This is a genomic window from Pseudomonas sp. GQ91 (assembly GCF_059758795.1).
Genome location: NZ_JCAXED010000011.1, coordinates 43,806 through 57,573, shown reverse-complemented (window position 1 = coordinate 57,573; position 13,768 = coordinate 43,806). Strand labels below are relative to the sequence as shown.

Here is a 13,768-nt window from a genome sequence, read left to right as displayed (position 1 = left end):
GGGAGGGAGCAAAGCCTCTCCCACATGGTTTTTCAGCTGATCATTCAGACCATTGGGTCGCCAACGTGCAGGATTTTCATGCCGTTGGTGCCACCAATGGTGTGGTAGCTGTCGCCCTTGGTCAGGATGACCCAGTCACCTTTCTCGACAGCGCCGCGTTTGAGCAGCTCGTCGATGGCAGCCTGGCTGACTTGCTCAGGCGGCAGCGAAGCCGGGTCGAACGGTACGGTGTAGACACCCCGGAACATGGCGGCGCGAGCCTGGGTTTCGCGGTGCGGGGAGAACGCATAGATCGGCACCGAGGAACGAATGCGCGACATGATCAACGGCGTGTAGCCACTTTCGGTCAAGGCGATGATCGCTTTCACGCCCGGGAAGTGGTTGGCGGTGTACATGGCGGCCAGGGCGATGCTCTGGTCGCAGCTTTCGAAAACCTTGCCGATGCGGTGGCTGGAGGTTTTGCTGGTCGGGTGCTTTTCGGCACCGACGCAGATACGCGCCATTGCCTGCACGGCTTCCAGCGGGTAAGGGCCTGCGGCACTTTCAGCCGAGAGCATCACGGCGTCGGTGTAGTCGAGCACGGCGTTGGCCACGTCGGACACTTCGGCGCGGGTCGGCATCGGATTCTGGATCATCGACTCCATCATCTGGGTCGCCACGATCACCGCTTTATTGTGACGACGGGCGTGCAGGATGATTTTTTTCTGGATGCCGATCAGTTCGGCGTCACCGATTTCCACACCCAGGTCGCCACGGGCAACCATCACGGCGTCGGATGCCTTGATCAGGCCATCGAGGGTGTCGTCATCGGCCACGGCTTCGGCGCGTTCGATCTTTGCCACCAGCCAGGCAGTACCGCCGGCTTCGTCGCGCAGTTGACGGGCATACTCCATGTCGGCGGCGTCGCGCGGGAAGGACACGGCGAGGTAGTCGACCTGCATTTCGGCGGCGAGCTTGATGTCGGCCTTGTCTTTTTCAGTCAGGGCTGGCGCGGTCAGGCCACCGCCGCGACGGTTGATGCCTTTGTGATCCGACAGCGGGCCGCCGATGATCACGGTGCAGTTCAGCTCAGTCACGGTGGCGGTGTCGACGCGCATGACCACGCGGCCGTCGTCCAGCAGCAATTCGTCACCCACACCGCAGTCCTTGACCAGATCCGGGTAGTCGATACCCACGACTTGCTGGTTGCCTTCGGTCAGCGGGTGGCTGGTGGAGAACGTGAACTTGTCACCAATCTTCAGTTCGATCCGTTTGTTGGCGAACTTGGCAATACGAATCTTCGGGCCTTGCAGGTCACCCAGCAGGGCAACGAAGCGACCATGCTTGGCGGCGAGGTCACGCACCAGCTTGGCGCGAGCCTTGTGCTCGTCCGGGGTGCCATGGGAGAAGTTCAGACGGGCAACGTCCAGACCAGCCAGAATCAGCTGTTCGAGGACTTCCGGCGAGTTACTGGCCGGGCCAAGGGTGGCGACGATTTTGGTACGACGGACGGACATGCACGGACTCCTGAGTTCTAGCGCTGAGGAAGGCTACTATGCTCTTTGGCTGTAGTCATTGTTCGTGTGCACTACTTATCGTCGATTCGCTTGTTTTCACTCTATTGAGCAGATGAACAACCTTGAAGATTTTCGCGCCGGGGTCGATACACTGCTCAAGACAGGAGAACCCTCATGAGAATTGTGATCATCGCGGCTCTGGCCGTGAGTGTTGTTGGCTGTACCCGCTGGTCGATGGACCATCATTTGAATAATGCCTACCGTGCCTACAATGTAGGCGACTGCGCACGGGTCACCCTTGAACTGTCGCAGGTCGACCGGCAAAGCCGTTCCCGTCGTTACGTGCAGCCGGAAGTCTCGATGTTGCGCGGGCAATGCCTGGAGCGACAGAAACTGTTTGTCGACGCCGTGCAAACCTATCAATTCATCATCAGCCAATACCCGGCCAGTGAATACGCGTTCCGCGCCCGCGCCCGCCTGGATACGCTAGCGCAACTGGGGCATTACCCTGCTGGCAGAGCCGCCCAGGCCAAGCCGACGGCCTTATGAGGTTATTTGTCGATTAAGTGCTGGCCTCTTGCCGCAGTAGGGCTATTCTTTGGGTGTGGATTTGTACAAGTATTCACTCAAGCGAATGCAGAACCCGGATTCGGCGGATGTAAAGTGACAAGGCACTTTTGTTGTCGCACCGAGATCCAAGGACGAGAGGGCTGTTGGCGACAACGGCCTGTTCCGAACCACTGGAACGGCCAGGTTCATGGCCATTGGATGGCGATCTCAGCATGTTTAATCACCGACGGATTGAACGACACCAGTTGTCGTGTTTCTTGCAAGTTTTCAACCGCCTCACGGACAAGCCCATAGGCTATTTGGGGAATGTCTCGGAGGATGGGCTGATGTTGATCAGCGAATTGCCGATGATGGTCGAAGTGGATTTTGAGTTGCGCCTGAAAATCCCGGGGCCCCAGGCAGATGTGCAAGCCATTGATCTCACCGCCAAATGTCTGTGGAGCCACGAAGATATCCACCCCCGCCATTTTGATTCGGGATTCCGTGTGTTGCAGGCCGGCCCTGAGTATCGGCAGTTGATCAAGGCGCTGTCGTACTACTTCAGTTTTGACCCCTTGCAGGCGTCGGCCTAGCAGCAGAGGTGCAATACAATACCTCTCGTCTAGAGGGCGCCGGCTTTTTTCCAGTCCATGTAACGTGTCACCAGGGCGGCGCCCAACTCCGCGGGGTGGACATCCAGCAGCGCCAGGCGCTGGGCTTTCAAACGCTCGTGGAGTTCTTCCCGGGCATTGAGGTAGTCGACGGCGCCACAGTAGGCCAAGGCTTCTGTCAGGGTCTGCACCGGGCCCTGGCGCAGTTGGTCAAGTACTTCTTCCCGCAGACTGGCGACCAGCACCCGGTGCTGACGGTTGATTTGCTTGACGGCGGTCAGTAATGCTTCATCGTCCTCATCGCGCAAATTGGTCACGATGATCACCAGGGCACGCCGCTTCTGGCGTGCCAACAACTGGCTGGCGGCTGTTTGATAGTCCGCGGTGCGGCGCGTGGTATCGAGGTCATACACGGCGTTGAGCAACTGGTTCAGTTGGCCGCTGCCCTTGACCGGCGCCAGGTAGCGCGGCTGCTCACTGGCAAAGGTGCACAGGCCCACCGCGTCGCCCTGGCGCAAGGCCACATAACTGAGCAGCAGGCAGGCGTTGAGGGCGTGATCGAAATGCGATAACTCGCCATCCTGGCTACGCATACGACGACCGCAATCGAGCATTAATACAATCTGTTGATCACGCTCGTCCTGGTATTCCCGGGCAATCGGCGTGCGTTGGCGAGCCGTGGCTTTCCAGTCAATCTGTCGCAAACTGTCGCCCTCGCGAAACTCGCGCAACTGATGAAACTCCAGGCCTTGTCCACGCCGTTGGCGCTGGCGCACGCCAAGCTGGCTGAGCCAGTTGTCCACCGCCAATAATTGCGCCCCATACAGGCGAGCGAAATCCGGGTAGACCCGCGTGACATCGCTGACCGGGATATGACGGCGCGCCGACCACAAGCCCAGGGGGCTGGGCAGGTGGATTTCGCAGCGTTCAAAATTGAAGTGGCCGCGTCGCAGGGGGCGCAGGCGATAACCCAGTTCACTGTGCTCACCGGGTCGCAGCAGGATGGCCTGAGGCAGGTTTTCCACGCTCAGGCCATCCGGCACATGGTCGAACACGTTGAGGGTCAACGCATCTGGGTAGTCATGTTTCAGAATGATCCGCACGTCGCCCCAACGGCCCAGTGCCAGGCTGCCGGGTATGTGCCGTTGAATGTGGGGTGAAGGGCAGCGTTTCAGGCGGCCGGCGTCCAGCAGCGCCAATAATAACAGGGCCAGGAGCAGGCCCCAGGCGAATGAGTGCAAGGCCGCCGGCAGTTGGAACTGCAGGGCGGCACAGGTGCCGAGTACGATGCCCAGGCCTAGCAGCATCGCGAGCCAGGTCAATAGCAGACGAGTGGGTCTCATGGGCGTGTCATTGTCGTGGCGCCGGTACTTGGTCCAGCAGCTGTTTGAGCACCTGATCCACGTCCAGTCCGTCGATGTCCAGCTCAGGGGCGATACGCACTCGATGGCGTAGCACCGCCAGGGCGCCGTCCTTGACGTCGTCCGGGGTCACGAACTCGCTGCCGCGCAGCAACGCGCGTGCGCGCGCACCCTGAACCAGGGCGATGGAGGCCCTGGGGCCGGCCCCGATGCTCAGGCCGGGCCAACTGCGAGTGGTGCGGGCCAGACGCACGGCGTAGTCGAGCACTTGCTCGTCCAGTGCCAGCTCACTGGCGACGTGTTGCAACAGCAGCACGTCTTCGGCCTGCAGCACGGTGCGCAGTGGCTGCACATCGAGCATGTCGGCGCGGGATGAGCGTGTCACCTCACGGACCATGTCGAGTTCTTGCTGTGCCTCGGGGTAATCCATTCGCACCTTGAGCATGAAACGATCGAGTTCGGCCTCCGGCAACGGATAGGTGCCTTCCTGTTCAATAGGATTCTGGGTGGCCAGCACCATGAAAGGCTGCCCGATGGGCAAGGCTTCCCCCTCCAGGGTGACCTGGCGTTCCTGCATGGCCTCCAGCAATGCGGCCTGGGTTTTCGCGGGTGCCCGGTTGATTTCGTCTGCCAGTAGCAGATGGGTGAACAGCGGCCCTTTGCGCAGTTTGAACTGCTCGCTGTGCAAGTCGTACACCGCATGCCCGGTGACGTCGCTGGGCATCAGGTCCGGAGTGAACTGGATGCGTGCGAAATCGCCATCAAAGCAGCGGGCCAGGGCGCGGACCAGCAGGGTCTTGCCCAGGCCGGGCACTCCTTCGAGCAGTACGTGACCGCCGGCAATCAACGCCACCAAAACGTCGTCAATCACCTGGTCCTGACCGATCACCGCTTTGCGCAACTCGGTGCGCAGAGCCTGGGCCAAGTGGCTGGCGCGCTGTCTTGTCGACGCGTCGTCGGCTGTCCGGGATGGGTCAATTGGATGTTCGCTCATAAGGCATTCCTGAGGGTTTGCAGGTAGGCCACCTGACGGCTGAAGTCGACGCTGGAGAGCCGTTTTGCCGGGAGTGGGCCCAAGGCCTGGCTGATGACGGAGGCTGGTTGGTGGGTCAGGCGTTCAAGGGCTTGTGACTGCTCGTCAATACTGAGGTGTTCGAATCCAGGGTGACGGCGTCGGGCGCTGCGCAAAATGTCGCGCTGCAGGGCCAGCAACAAGCTGTTCTGCCCGCTGCGGCGTAGCAGGAAGTCGGCACTGGCTTTCAAATGCTCCTGCAATTGCCGCCGTGCCTTGGGCGCGGGCGCCCGGATTGGCCCCAGGCGCATGCCCGTCTTCCACAGGCCCAGAAGGACCAAGGCCGCGAGCGCGACCAGTGCCTGGGGGAAATAGCGCAGCAACAGGCTGAACAAATCCTCGCTGGCGTTGTGGGATAGCAGGGTGACGCCGGTGCCCTGAGTCAGGTACCAGAGCAGCCAGGCGTTGTCATGCAAGGCAATGGCCGGGTTTTTCCACAGCTCACTATCGGTGATGACGGTGACCTTGCCTTGCCCGAGGTTGAGTTGCATCAGGTGGCTGGCCTTGGCGCTGTTGGCCGAGAACCGGGCAAGGTGCTTGGGGTCGACGAGATGGAAATCGGTGTCGAAACTGAAAAAGGCCGGCGCGGTTTCGTTGTCGATGTAGAGTCGGGTCAGGTCTGGCTTGCTGCGTTCAGGTGGCGGGGCTGGCTGATTGAGGTTTTCGCTGAACCGCTGGCGTAACTGCAGGCGATCCAGCAACAAGTCACCGCTAGCTTGGGTTTCTTCATCCCAGATGGCCTCGGCCACCAGCAACAGGTGGCCGCCGGCCTTGGTCCACGCCAGCAACTGCTCGACCTTGCGTGGGGGCATGTTGCTGCGTTCACTGAGTAACAGCAGGCTGTTGCCCTTGGAAGGAAGGCTGGCCAGGTGTTCAAGGCTGTTGAGGTGTTCGACGCTCTGGCCGTGCTTGCGCAGGAAGTGTTCCGCAGCCAGATAGGGGTTGGCCTGGGCTTGCGGCGATGGTCCGCGATCCACCACTTCGTCATACGGGATTGCCTTGCTCCAGGCGTAAAATCCACCCGCCGCCAGCAGGCAACCCAGCAACAGGCCGAGCCACAGCACGGGCCGATTCATTGTGCAGCCTCGGGGCCGAACAAGGCTCGCCAATGGTTGCACAGCTGTTGCCGGGCCTGGGGTGGCGGCAGGTGATGACCATAAGCGAGGTTTTGCCAATGCCGGGTCAAATCATCGCTGAACGCCAGGAGTTGTGGTTGTTGCAGGCGCCGTATGTGCTCCAGGACCTGGGCTTCGGTATCGGCGTTTTTCAATGGCAGATTGAAGTCATGCAGGAGCCGACTGAGCAAGCCGCGATAGAGCAGGCCGAGGGCTTCCCGGGGATTTATCGACCAGAGCTGTTCGGCGCTGCCGGCAATATCCTCGGGCAGTGTCTCGACCCCAAGATCCAGGCCGAACAGTTGCGCGGGCGTCCGTGGAGTGGCCTTGGGGCGGCGCCCGCGTCGGCTGACAAAAGTGCCTAGCCAATCGCGATAGCGCCAGATCAGCAGGGCGACAGCGCCTGCCAATACACCCCATAACACCACTTCAAGTGCTTGGGCCAAGGGCTTCAGCGTGTTGCTGTCGAGATTGTCCAAGAGCGCTTTCAGCCAGCCGGGCAGGGGCGCTTCGCCATCCTCCTTGGGTTTGTCGCCAGGTTTTTCTTCGCCGAAGCGGTAGCGCGTCACGGTTTCCGGGTGCTTGAACGGTGGCTGCTCCAGCAGTGCCTTGATCGACTGGCGGGCGGCTTGGGTGCTCAAGTTTTTTGTGGCCTCGGGTTGCTCGGCCATGGCCCGTGGCGTCGGCGGAATCAATACCAGGCCGATCGCCAGCAATATGACGGTGGCCGCTGAAACCAGGCGCTGGCGCAGCCGGCGGAACACCAGTTCCAGATCCCAGGCTTCCAGCACGGTGCGCCGGTTCAGGTAGAGACTGAAGCCACACGCCACATAAATCGGTTCCCAGAACACCAGGACCAGGGCGTAGAGGGCGTTGCTCAGGTGTTCCAGTCCTATCCAGTCCTGCTCGTCAGCGAGTGCCAGTTTTTGCCAATCCCAGTCCAACTCAATCTGATGGGGCAAAAACAGGTAGAACAGTACGCTCAAACCGATCCACAGCGCTATTTCCAGATGCACCCCTATGAGTGTCAGCCAACGGGCCGCACCGGCATTGCGTTGTTGCAGTACGCCCAGGCGTTGTTGACGCGCCTGGCCCTCCAGGCCTTCCAGTTGCTCCACGGGCATCAAGAAGCTGCGACTGAGGCTGAAGCGTCGCCAGGTCAGGCTGGCCAGCAGTTGGCCCTTGAGTAGCCGCGGCCATTGACGAACGGCCTGCTGGAGTGTCGGGGTTTCGCCAAACAGCGCCTTGGACAGGATGTACAGCGGCAGTCGATCAAACGCCGGTTTCAGCCACCAGAACAGCAGGACGGCGAGGGAAGGGTAGTCCCACAACACAAGGCAGAGCAGGGCGAAAACCGGCAGGCTCACCAGGGCCCAACTGCCCATCAACAGTATGCGGTGCTCGCGGGCCAGCAACACGCCCAGGTCCATGGCTTCCCAGGATGTGCGAGGACGGATCACTACGCTGGCATCACTCAGGCGCATGCTGACTCCGACCGGCGCAAAGCAGATAGGCGGCCACTAACAGCCAGAGTGCGCTGCCCACCAGGTATTTGACCCATGGCTCCACGGACGTCGTGGAGGACCAATAGGCCTCTATAAAGGCCGCGATCAGCAGAAATACAATCACCCCGCAGATCATCTGTATGCTTTTACGGGCCTCCAGGCGCAGGGCTTCACCTCGAGGCAAAGCCCCCGGCGCAATCAGCGCCCAGCCCAGTTGCAGGCCTGCCGCGCCGGCCAGGGCAATGGCTGTCAGTTCAAAGGCTCCATGGCCGATGACAAATGACCAGAAGGTCTGCCCGTAGCCGATTTCCGTGAGGTGGCCCGCGACAGCCCCGATCATCAGCCCATTGAAAAGCAGGAAGAACATGCTGCCCAGGCCAAACAGCAAGCCACCGGCGAAGGTCTGGAACGCGATACCGATGTTATGCATGACGTAATAACCGAACATCATCCAGTCTTCACTCGAGGCCCGCTCGGCAGCGAGCCCCAGGCGGCTGGCGGCAGGGTCATACATGTTCTGCATGGCGGTGACTTGTTGCGGGTTGATGACGCTGTAGATCAGGTCGGGGAACAGGTAAACCAGCAACGCAATGCCAATCAGGCTGCCGAAAAACAGCAGGCCGGCCACCAGGACGAAGCGCCATTGTTCGCGAACCAGGCGGGGGAAACCGGCCAGCAGGAAACTCAGGATATTGGCACCGAGTTGGCTGCGGTGGCGATACAACTGTTGATGGCCGCGCAGCGCCAATTGTTGTAGCGGGTCTACCAGGTAACTGCTGTAGCCCCGCTGCTGGGCCAGGGCCAGATGCTGGCACAGGCGTCGATAGTCGCGGGGAAAACCTGCCAGGTCCTGTGCGCTGGACTTGCCTTGTTCAAGCTGTTGCAACTGAGCGGCAAAAGCTTGCCATTGTGGCTGGTGGCGGCTTTCGAAAAGACTCTGTTTCATGTCGGCCCCAGCAAACCACGGGCCACGCCGTTGAGCTGTTCGGCTGCACGGGCGGGTGGAACCTGCAGGGGCGTGGCGAGAATGCCGGCCAGTTCATGGACGCGTTCGGCAGACAGCTCGCCCTGGCGCTCGGCGAACCCGAGAATTGCCCGCTGTTCGTTCAGGTCAAGCGCAAAGGGCAGGCGTAAAGCCGCTGCCTGAGGCAGTTGGGGGCGGGTCAGAGGTTGCTGGCGATAGATCACCAACGTCCCCCCGGCGATGTCGCCCAGGCGTTTGAAATGGGGATGCTGCAGGCAACTGATCGCGCCCAGGAAGTAGCCGAACGGCAGCATGTCGACAAATCGCAGCAGGTTGCGGATCAGCGACGCAGACCAGCCAATGGGCGTGCCGTCGTCCTGTATCACCTGCAAGCCCATGATCTGTTTACCTGGCGAGCAACCCTGGTTGAGCACTTCAAACAGCACCATGTACCACCAACTGACGAGGAACAGCAGGAGCGAACCGAGGCCGATACCCAGGTTGCCGAGAAAGGCCAGGGCGAAATACAGGATGCCGAGTATCAGACCGCGCAAGCCGAGGTCGAACCCAAACGCCAGCGCTCGAGGCGCCAGGCCGGCCGGGCGTAGCGGCAGGTCGATCCCTTCCGGCGTCTCGATCTGATAACGGGTGTCCAATGGCGCGGCTGGCATTGCGTTCCCTGGCAGTACTAAGCGGTTGGACATGGCGACCGTGGCAGGTGGCCGGCTGATTCAGAGAGACCGATGCTAGCAGTGTCGTCGGGGAAAGTGACACCTGAAAATACATCAAGGTTTCACTGAATGTTTATCCAGTGCACACGGCGCTGGCCCCGGGCGTGGTTCAACGCCTAGACTTTGCCTGTCTTCAGCACAGGAATAGCCCGTGACCTCGATCTTCTGGTACGACTATGAAACCACCGGCATCAATCCGCGTAACGACCGCCCGCTGCAGGTAGCCGGGATTCGCACCGACCTTGAACTCAACGAGGTCGGACCGCCGGTCAACCTCTACTGCCAACCCAGTGACGATATCCTGCCGCACCCGGCGGCGTGCATGATCACCGGAATCACCCCAGGGCAACTGGCGGATAAAGGCCTGGCAGAGGCTGATTTCATGACGCGGGTGCACGCCGAGCTGGCGACGCCCGGCACCTGTGGCGCGGGTTACAACACCCTGCGCTTCGATGATGAGATGACGCGCTACAGCTTGTACCGTAACTTTTTCGATCCTTATGCACGGGAATGGCAGAGCGGCAACAGTCGTTGGGACTTGATTGACGTGGTGCGTACGGCCTACGCATTGCGGCCGGAGGGGATTGTCTGGCCGCAGCAGGACGGACGCGTGACCCTCAAGCTCGAGCGCCTGACGGCGGCCAACGGTATCGACCATGGCCAGGCTCACGATGCCTTGTCTGATGTGCGCGCCACGATTGCACTGGCTCGCTTGATTCGTGATAAACAGCCCAAACTGTATGACTGGTTGTTTCAACAGCGCAGCAAACAGCGGGTGATGGACCAGATCCGCTTGCTGCAACCGATGGTGCATATCTCCGGGCGCTTTTCCGCCGAGCGCCATTACCTTGGGGTGGTCCTGCCCTTGGCTTGGCACCCGCGCAATCGCAACGCGTTGATTGTCTGTGACTTGGGGCTTGATCCTCAGGGGGTGTTGGACCTCGACGCCACTACCTTGCGCCAGCGCCTGTATACCCGGCGGGATGAGCTGGCTGCAGGCGAATGGCCGGTGCCGCTGAAGTTGCTGCATATCAATCGTTGCCCGGTGGTCGCCCCGTTGAATGTGCTGCGCGCCGAAGACCGACAGCGCTTGAGTCTGGATATGGATGCCTGTCAGGCCAGGGCGCTGCGACTAACTGACGCACAGGCACTTTGGCGCGATAAATTGCCGGAGATTTATGCCGAAGATGATTTTGCTGCGAGCGCCGATCCCGAGCAGCAGCTGTATGACGGTTTTATCGGTGATCGTGACCGGCGTTTATGTGAGCAAGTACGGACTGCGGAACCTGCACAACTGGCGGATCAGCAATGGCCTTTTGATGATGATCGGTTGCCGGAATTATTGTTTCGCTATCGTGCGCGTAACTTTGCTGAAACCTTGAATAGCGAAGAGCTACAGCGCTGGACAGTTTTCTGCCGGAAACGTTTGTCAGAGGTTGAATACGGAGCACCCAATACCCTGGAGAGTTTCTATCACGCCAGGCGTGAGTTGTATGTTAGTGCTACACCGTTTCAGCGTCAGGTGCTGGATGAATGGCAGGCTTACGCGGACTCTTTGCGTCAACGTGTGAACCTGTAATCGAGTTTGGAGAAAAGCCGGACAATAAAAAAAACGCCAGCAAGCTGGCGTTTTTTTGCGTCGAGAATCAGCGAGTCGCCGAGCGGGTCTTAACCCAGCAGGGTCGCCCAGCCTTCAACCACATCGCCGCCCCACTTGGCTTTCCACTCTTTCAGGGTTTTGTGATTGCCACCTTTGGTTTCAATCACTTCGCCGTTATGTGGGTTTTTGTACTGTTTAACCTTGCGCGCGCGCTTGGTACCGGTAGTTTTCACGGCGCCGCGTGGGGCTTTAACTTTCGATTCCGGATCCAGCAGCGCGATGATGTCACGCAGGGATTTGGAGTATTCGCCCATCAGTGCGCGCAATTTGCCTTCGAATTCCAGTTCGGTTTGCAGTTTGTCGTCTTGCGACAGATTCTTCAAACGGGCTTGCAGCTCTTTGATAGCTTCTTCGGTGGCGCGGTATTCGTTGATCAGAGACATGGGGGCTACCTTGTGTAGGGCGCGGGGTGACAGAAACAGTGGGCTAATAATAGTCAGGCGGTTTGCCTAAGTAAACATTTAAGCGCGGTTTTATGTAATTTACATTTTTTGTTTGTGAAGGATACGTGTGAATGAGTTACTTAATGCAGGCCGGTGCTGCTAAAGATACTCTCTTTAAATATCCATTAACTGTGCTGACCGCTACAGCTGTCACGCTGTTCGCAAGGTAAAGCCGTACACGACTAAGGGATACCGGCGGCGGTTCGGCGGAATAAACGTTGAGGAGTACTGCAGTTTTTCTGCGTAATCGCTAGAATGGCGGCCTTTGCGAAGTTCTGGAGTTTCCCCCTAATGCGCACTTTTCGTCTGGTGATTGCTTGCCCGGACCGGGTCGGTATCGTTGCTAAAGTCAGTAACTTCCTGGCCTCCCACAACGGCTGGATCACCGAAGCGAGTCACCACTCGGACAATCTCAGTGGTTGGTTTTTCATGCGTCATGAAATTCGTGCCGACACGCTGCCCTTTGGTCTTGAGGCTTTTCGCGAGGCATTTGCGCCGATCGCCGAAGAGTTTTCGATGACCTGGCGCATCACCGACACCGAGCAGAAGAAACGCGTGGTACTGATGGCCAGCCGCGAGTCCCACTGCCTGGCGGACTTGCTGCACCGCTGGCACAGCGATGAGCTGGACTGCGAAATCGCCTGCGTGATCTCTAATCATGACGACCTGCGCAGCATGGTCGAGTGGCACGGCATTCCGTACTACCACGTTCCGGTCGACTCGCAGAATAAAGAGCCGGCCTTTGCCGAGGTCTCGCGCCTGGTCAAGCAACATGACGCGGATGTGGTAGTGCTGGCGCGCTACATGCAGATCCTGCCGCCAGAACTGTGCCGCGAGTACGCGGGCCAGGTGATCAACATTCACCACAGCTTCCTGCCTTCGTTTGTCGGTGCCAAACCCTATCACCAGGCTTCCCTGCGAGGCGTGAAGCTGATTGGCGCAACGTGCCACTATGTCACCGAAGAATTGGACGCGGGGCCGATCATCGAGCAGGACGTGGTACGTGTCAGCCACAGCGACAGCATTGAAGACATGGTGCGTTTCGGCCGTGATGTAGAAAAGATGGTCTTGGCCCGTGGCTTGCGCTATCACTTGGAAGACCGGGTCCTGGTGCATGGCAACAAGACTGTGGTGTTCTGATTGACCGGTGGTGATTGAAGAACAAAGGGCCTCGGCGTTTAATCGTCGCAGGCCCTTTTTATTGGGGGCTTATGCGAGGATCGAACGATGAGTGATCCCTTGGATAAAGCCACGTCCAGAGCGCCCGCAACGTTGGGGGAGGGGTGTTTGAGCCGGTATGACCCGGATGCCCTCGATGCCGAAAATGGCACGGACTTCCCCGGCGCGGCGCAGTTGTGGGAGCAATTGCAGGACGCGTCGAAGCCCGGTTCGTCAGGGCTGCGAGGCGAGCCCGACCCTGACAAGACGGTGTGACGGCTTCAGATGCGGAAACTGCCCACCAACTGTTTCAAGCGTGAAGCTTGTTGCTCCAGGTCGGAGCAGGCACGCAAGGTGGATTGCAGGTTTTCCACGCCCTCCTGATTGAGGGTGTTGATTTCGGTGATGTCCATGTTGATCGACTCCACGACCGAGGTTTGCTCCTCGGTGGCGGTGGCGACAGATTGGTTCATGCCGTCAATCTCGCTGATGCGCTGGGTGACGCTGGTCAGGCGCTCGCCCGCAAGGTTGGCGATTTCCACACTCTCCAGGCTATGACGTTGACTTTCGCTCATGGTGCTGACCGAGTCCCGAGCGCCGACTTGCAGTTCCTCGATCATCTTTTGCACCTGTTGTGCCGACTCTTGCGTGCGGTGCGCCAGGTTGCGCACCTCGTCGGCCACCACTGCAAACCCGCGTCCGGCTTCCCCGGCACGCGCCGCCTCGATGGCCGCGTTGAGCGCCAGCAGGTTGGTTTGCTGGGAAATACTGGTGATCACTTCGAGAATCTGCCCGATGTTCACAGTCTTGCTGTTGAGCGCCTCGATGTTGCTGCTGGAGGTGCTGATCATCGCTGACAGCTGGTTCATCGCCTGGATATTGCGTTCCACCACGTTCTGGCCATCTTCGGCCAGTTGGCGGGCATCGCTGGCCTGGTGAGACGCCTGGGCGGCATTGCGGGCGATTTCCTGGGCTGCGGCCCCGAGCTGGTTGATCGCGGCGGCGACGCTGTTGGTGCGATTGGCCTGCTCGTCGGAGTTGAGCATCGACGAGTTGGAGGCGCTGACCACGCGCAGCGCCACTTCATTGACTTGCCCGGTGGC

At 59.8% G+C, this 13,768-nt stretch carries 14 protein-coding genes; 5 read left to right on the top strand and 9 right to left on the bottom strand.

Features of this window, described 5'->3' with window-relative positions; genetic code table 11:
- Positions 1-44: 44 nt before the first annotated feature.
- Positions 45-1,496, bottom strand: a complete 1,452-nt coding sequence (pyk, locus tag AC6CIA_RS17495) for a pyruvate kinase (RefSeq protein ID WP_339530663.1) — start codon at positions 1,494-1,496, stop codon at positions 45-47.
- 174 nt (positions 1,497-1,670) lie between these two features.
- Here pyk and AC6CIA_RS17490 point away from each other — a divergent pair, with 174 nt between their 5' ends.
- Both AC6CIA_RS17490 and AC6CIA_RS17485 read left to right on the top strand, forming a co-directional pair.
- The gene (locus AC6CIA_RS17490; RefSeq protein ID WP_498313742.1) at positions 1,671-2,045 is read left to right on the top strand and encodes a tetratricopeptide repeat protein; all 375 of its coding nucleotides are present in this window, start codon (positions 1,671-1,673) and stop codon (positions 2,043-2,045) included.
- 233 nt (positions 2,046-2,278) lie between these two features.
- Positions 2,279-2,638, top strand: coding sequence for a PilZ domain-containing protein (locus tag AC6CIA_RS17485; protein WP_498313741.1), 360 nt, complete (start codon positions 2,279-2,281; stop codon positions 2,636-2,638).
- 29 nt (positions 2,639-2,667) lie between these two features.
- Here the strand turns inward: AC6CIA_RS17485 and AC6CIA_RS17480 are convergent, their stop codons facing one another.
- From AC6CIA_RS17480 to AC6CIA_RS17455, 6 genes are read right to left on the bottom strand one after another with little or no spacing between them, the layout of a single operon-like run.
- Positions 2,668-3,999 carry a DUF58 domain-containing protein gene (locus tag AC6CIA_RS17480; protein WP_498313739.1) on the bottom strand — a complete coding sequence of 444 codons (1,332 nt, stop codon included), beginning with the start codon at positions 3,997-3,999 and terminating at the stop codon, positions 2,668-2,670.
- Positions 4,000-4,006: 7 nt separating this feature from the next.
- Positions 4,007-5,011 (bottom strand): AAA family ATPase, encoded by a 1,005-nt coding sequence (locus AC6CIA_RS17475; protein ID WP_498313737.1) that lies wholly within the window; start codon positions 5,009-5,011, stop codon positions 4,007-4,009.
- Positions 5,008-6,165, bottom strand: a complete 1,158-nt coding sequence (locus AC6CIA_RS17470) for a DUF4350 domain-containing protein (RefSeq protein ID WP_498313735.1) — start codon at positions 6,163-6,165, stop codon at positions 5,008-5,010. Before AC6CIA_RS17470 ends, AC6CIA_RS17475 begins: the two co-directional genes overlap by 4 nt.
- Positions 6,162-7,688: a DUF4129 domain-containing protein gene (locus AC6CIA_RS17465; protein ID WP_498313734.1), complete on the bottom strand. Its 1,527-nt coding sequence runs from the start codon at positions 7,686-7,688 to the stop codon at positions 6,162-6,164. The genes AC6CIA_RS17470 and AC6CIA_RS17465 overlap by 4 nt, the downstream gene beginning before the upstream one ends.
- Positions 7,675-8,655 (bottom strand): stage II sporulation protein M, encoded by a 981-nt coding sequence (locus tag AC6CIA_RS17460; RefSeq protein WP_498313732.1) that lies wholly within the window; start codon positions 8,653-8,655, stop codon positions 7,675-7,677. Before AC6CIA_RS17460 ends, AC6CIA_RS17465 begins: the two co-directional genes overlap by 14 nt.
- A complete protein-coding gene (locus tag AC6CIA_RS17455) occupies positions 8,652-9,344 on the bottom strand; it encodes an RDD family protein (protein ID WP_498313730.1) in 693 nt (230 codons plus the stop codon). Before AC6CIA_RS17455 ends, AC6CIA_RS17460 begins: the two co-directional genes overlap by 4 nt.
- A gap of 211 nt (positions 9,345-9,555) precedes the next feature.
- Here AC6CIA_RS17455 and sbcB point away from each other — a divergent pair, with 211 nt between their 5' ends.
- A complete protein-coding gene (sbcB, locus tag AC6CIA_RS17450; RefSeq protein ID WP_498313729.1) occupies positions 9,556-10,983 on the top strand; it encodes an exodeoxyribonuclease I in 1,428 nt (475 codons plus the stop codon).
- An 89-nt stretch (positions 10,984-11,072) separates the two neighbouring features.
- Here the strand turns inward: sbcB and mvaT are convergent, their stop codons facing one another.
- Complete coding sequence (gene mvaT, locus AC6CIA_RS17445; protein ID WP_016970296.1) at positions 11,073-11,447, bottom strand: histone-like nucleoid-structuring protein MvaT; 375 nt, start codon at positions 11,445-11,447, stop codon at positions 11,073-11,075.
- A gap of 351 nt (positions 11,448-11,798) precedes the next feature.
- On the opposite strand from mvaT, the gene purU reads away from it, so the two are divergent.
- A complete protein-coding gene (purU, locus tag AC6CIA_RS17440; RefSeq protein ID WP_339530680.1) occupies positions 11,799-12,647 on the top strand; it encodes a formyltetrahydrofolate deformylase in 849 nt (282 codons plus the stop codon).
- Positions 12,648-12,734: 87 nt separating this feature from the next.
- A complete protein-coding gene (locus AC6CIA_RS17435) occupies positions 12,735-12,941 on the top strand; it encodes a hypothetical protein (RefSeq protein WP_498313727.1) in 207 nt (68 codons plus the stop codon).
- Positions 12,942-12,946: 5 nt separating this feature from the next.
- On the opposite strand, the gene AC6CIA_RS17430 is transcribed toward AC6CIA_RS17435, so the two are convergent.
- On the bottom strand, positions 12,947-13,711 hold the full coding sequence (locus tag AC6CIA_RS17430) for a methyl-accepting chemotaxis protein (RefSeq protein ID WP_422630782.1): 765 nt from the start codon (positions 13,709-13,711) through the stop codon (positions 12,947-12,949).
- Positions 13,712-13,768: the final 57 nt, after the last annotated feature.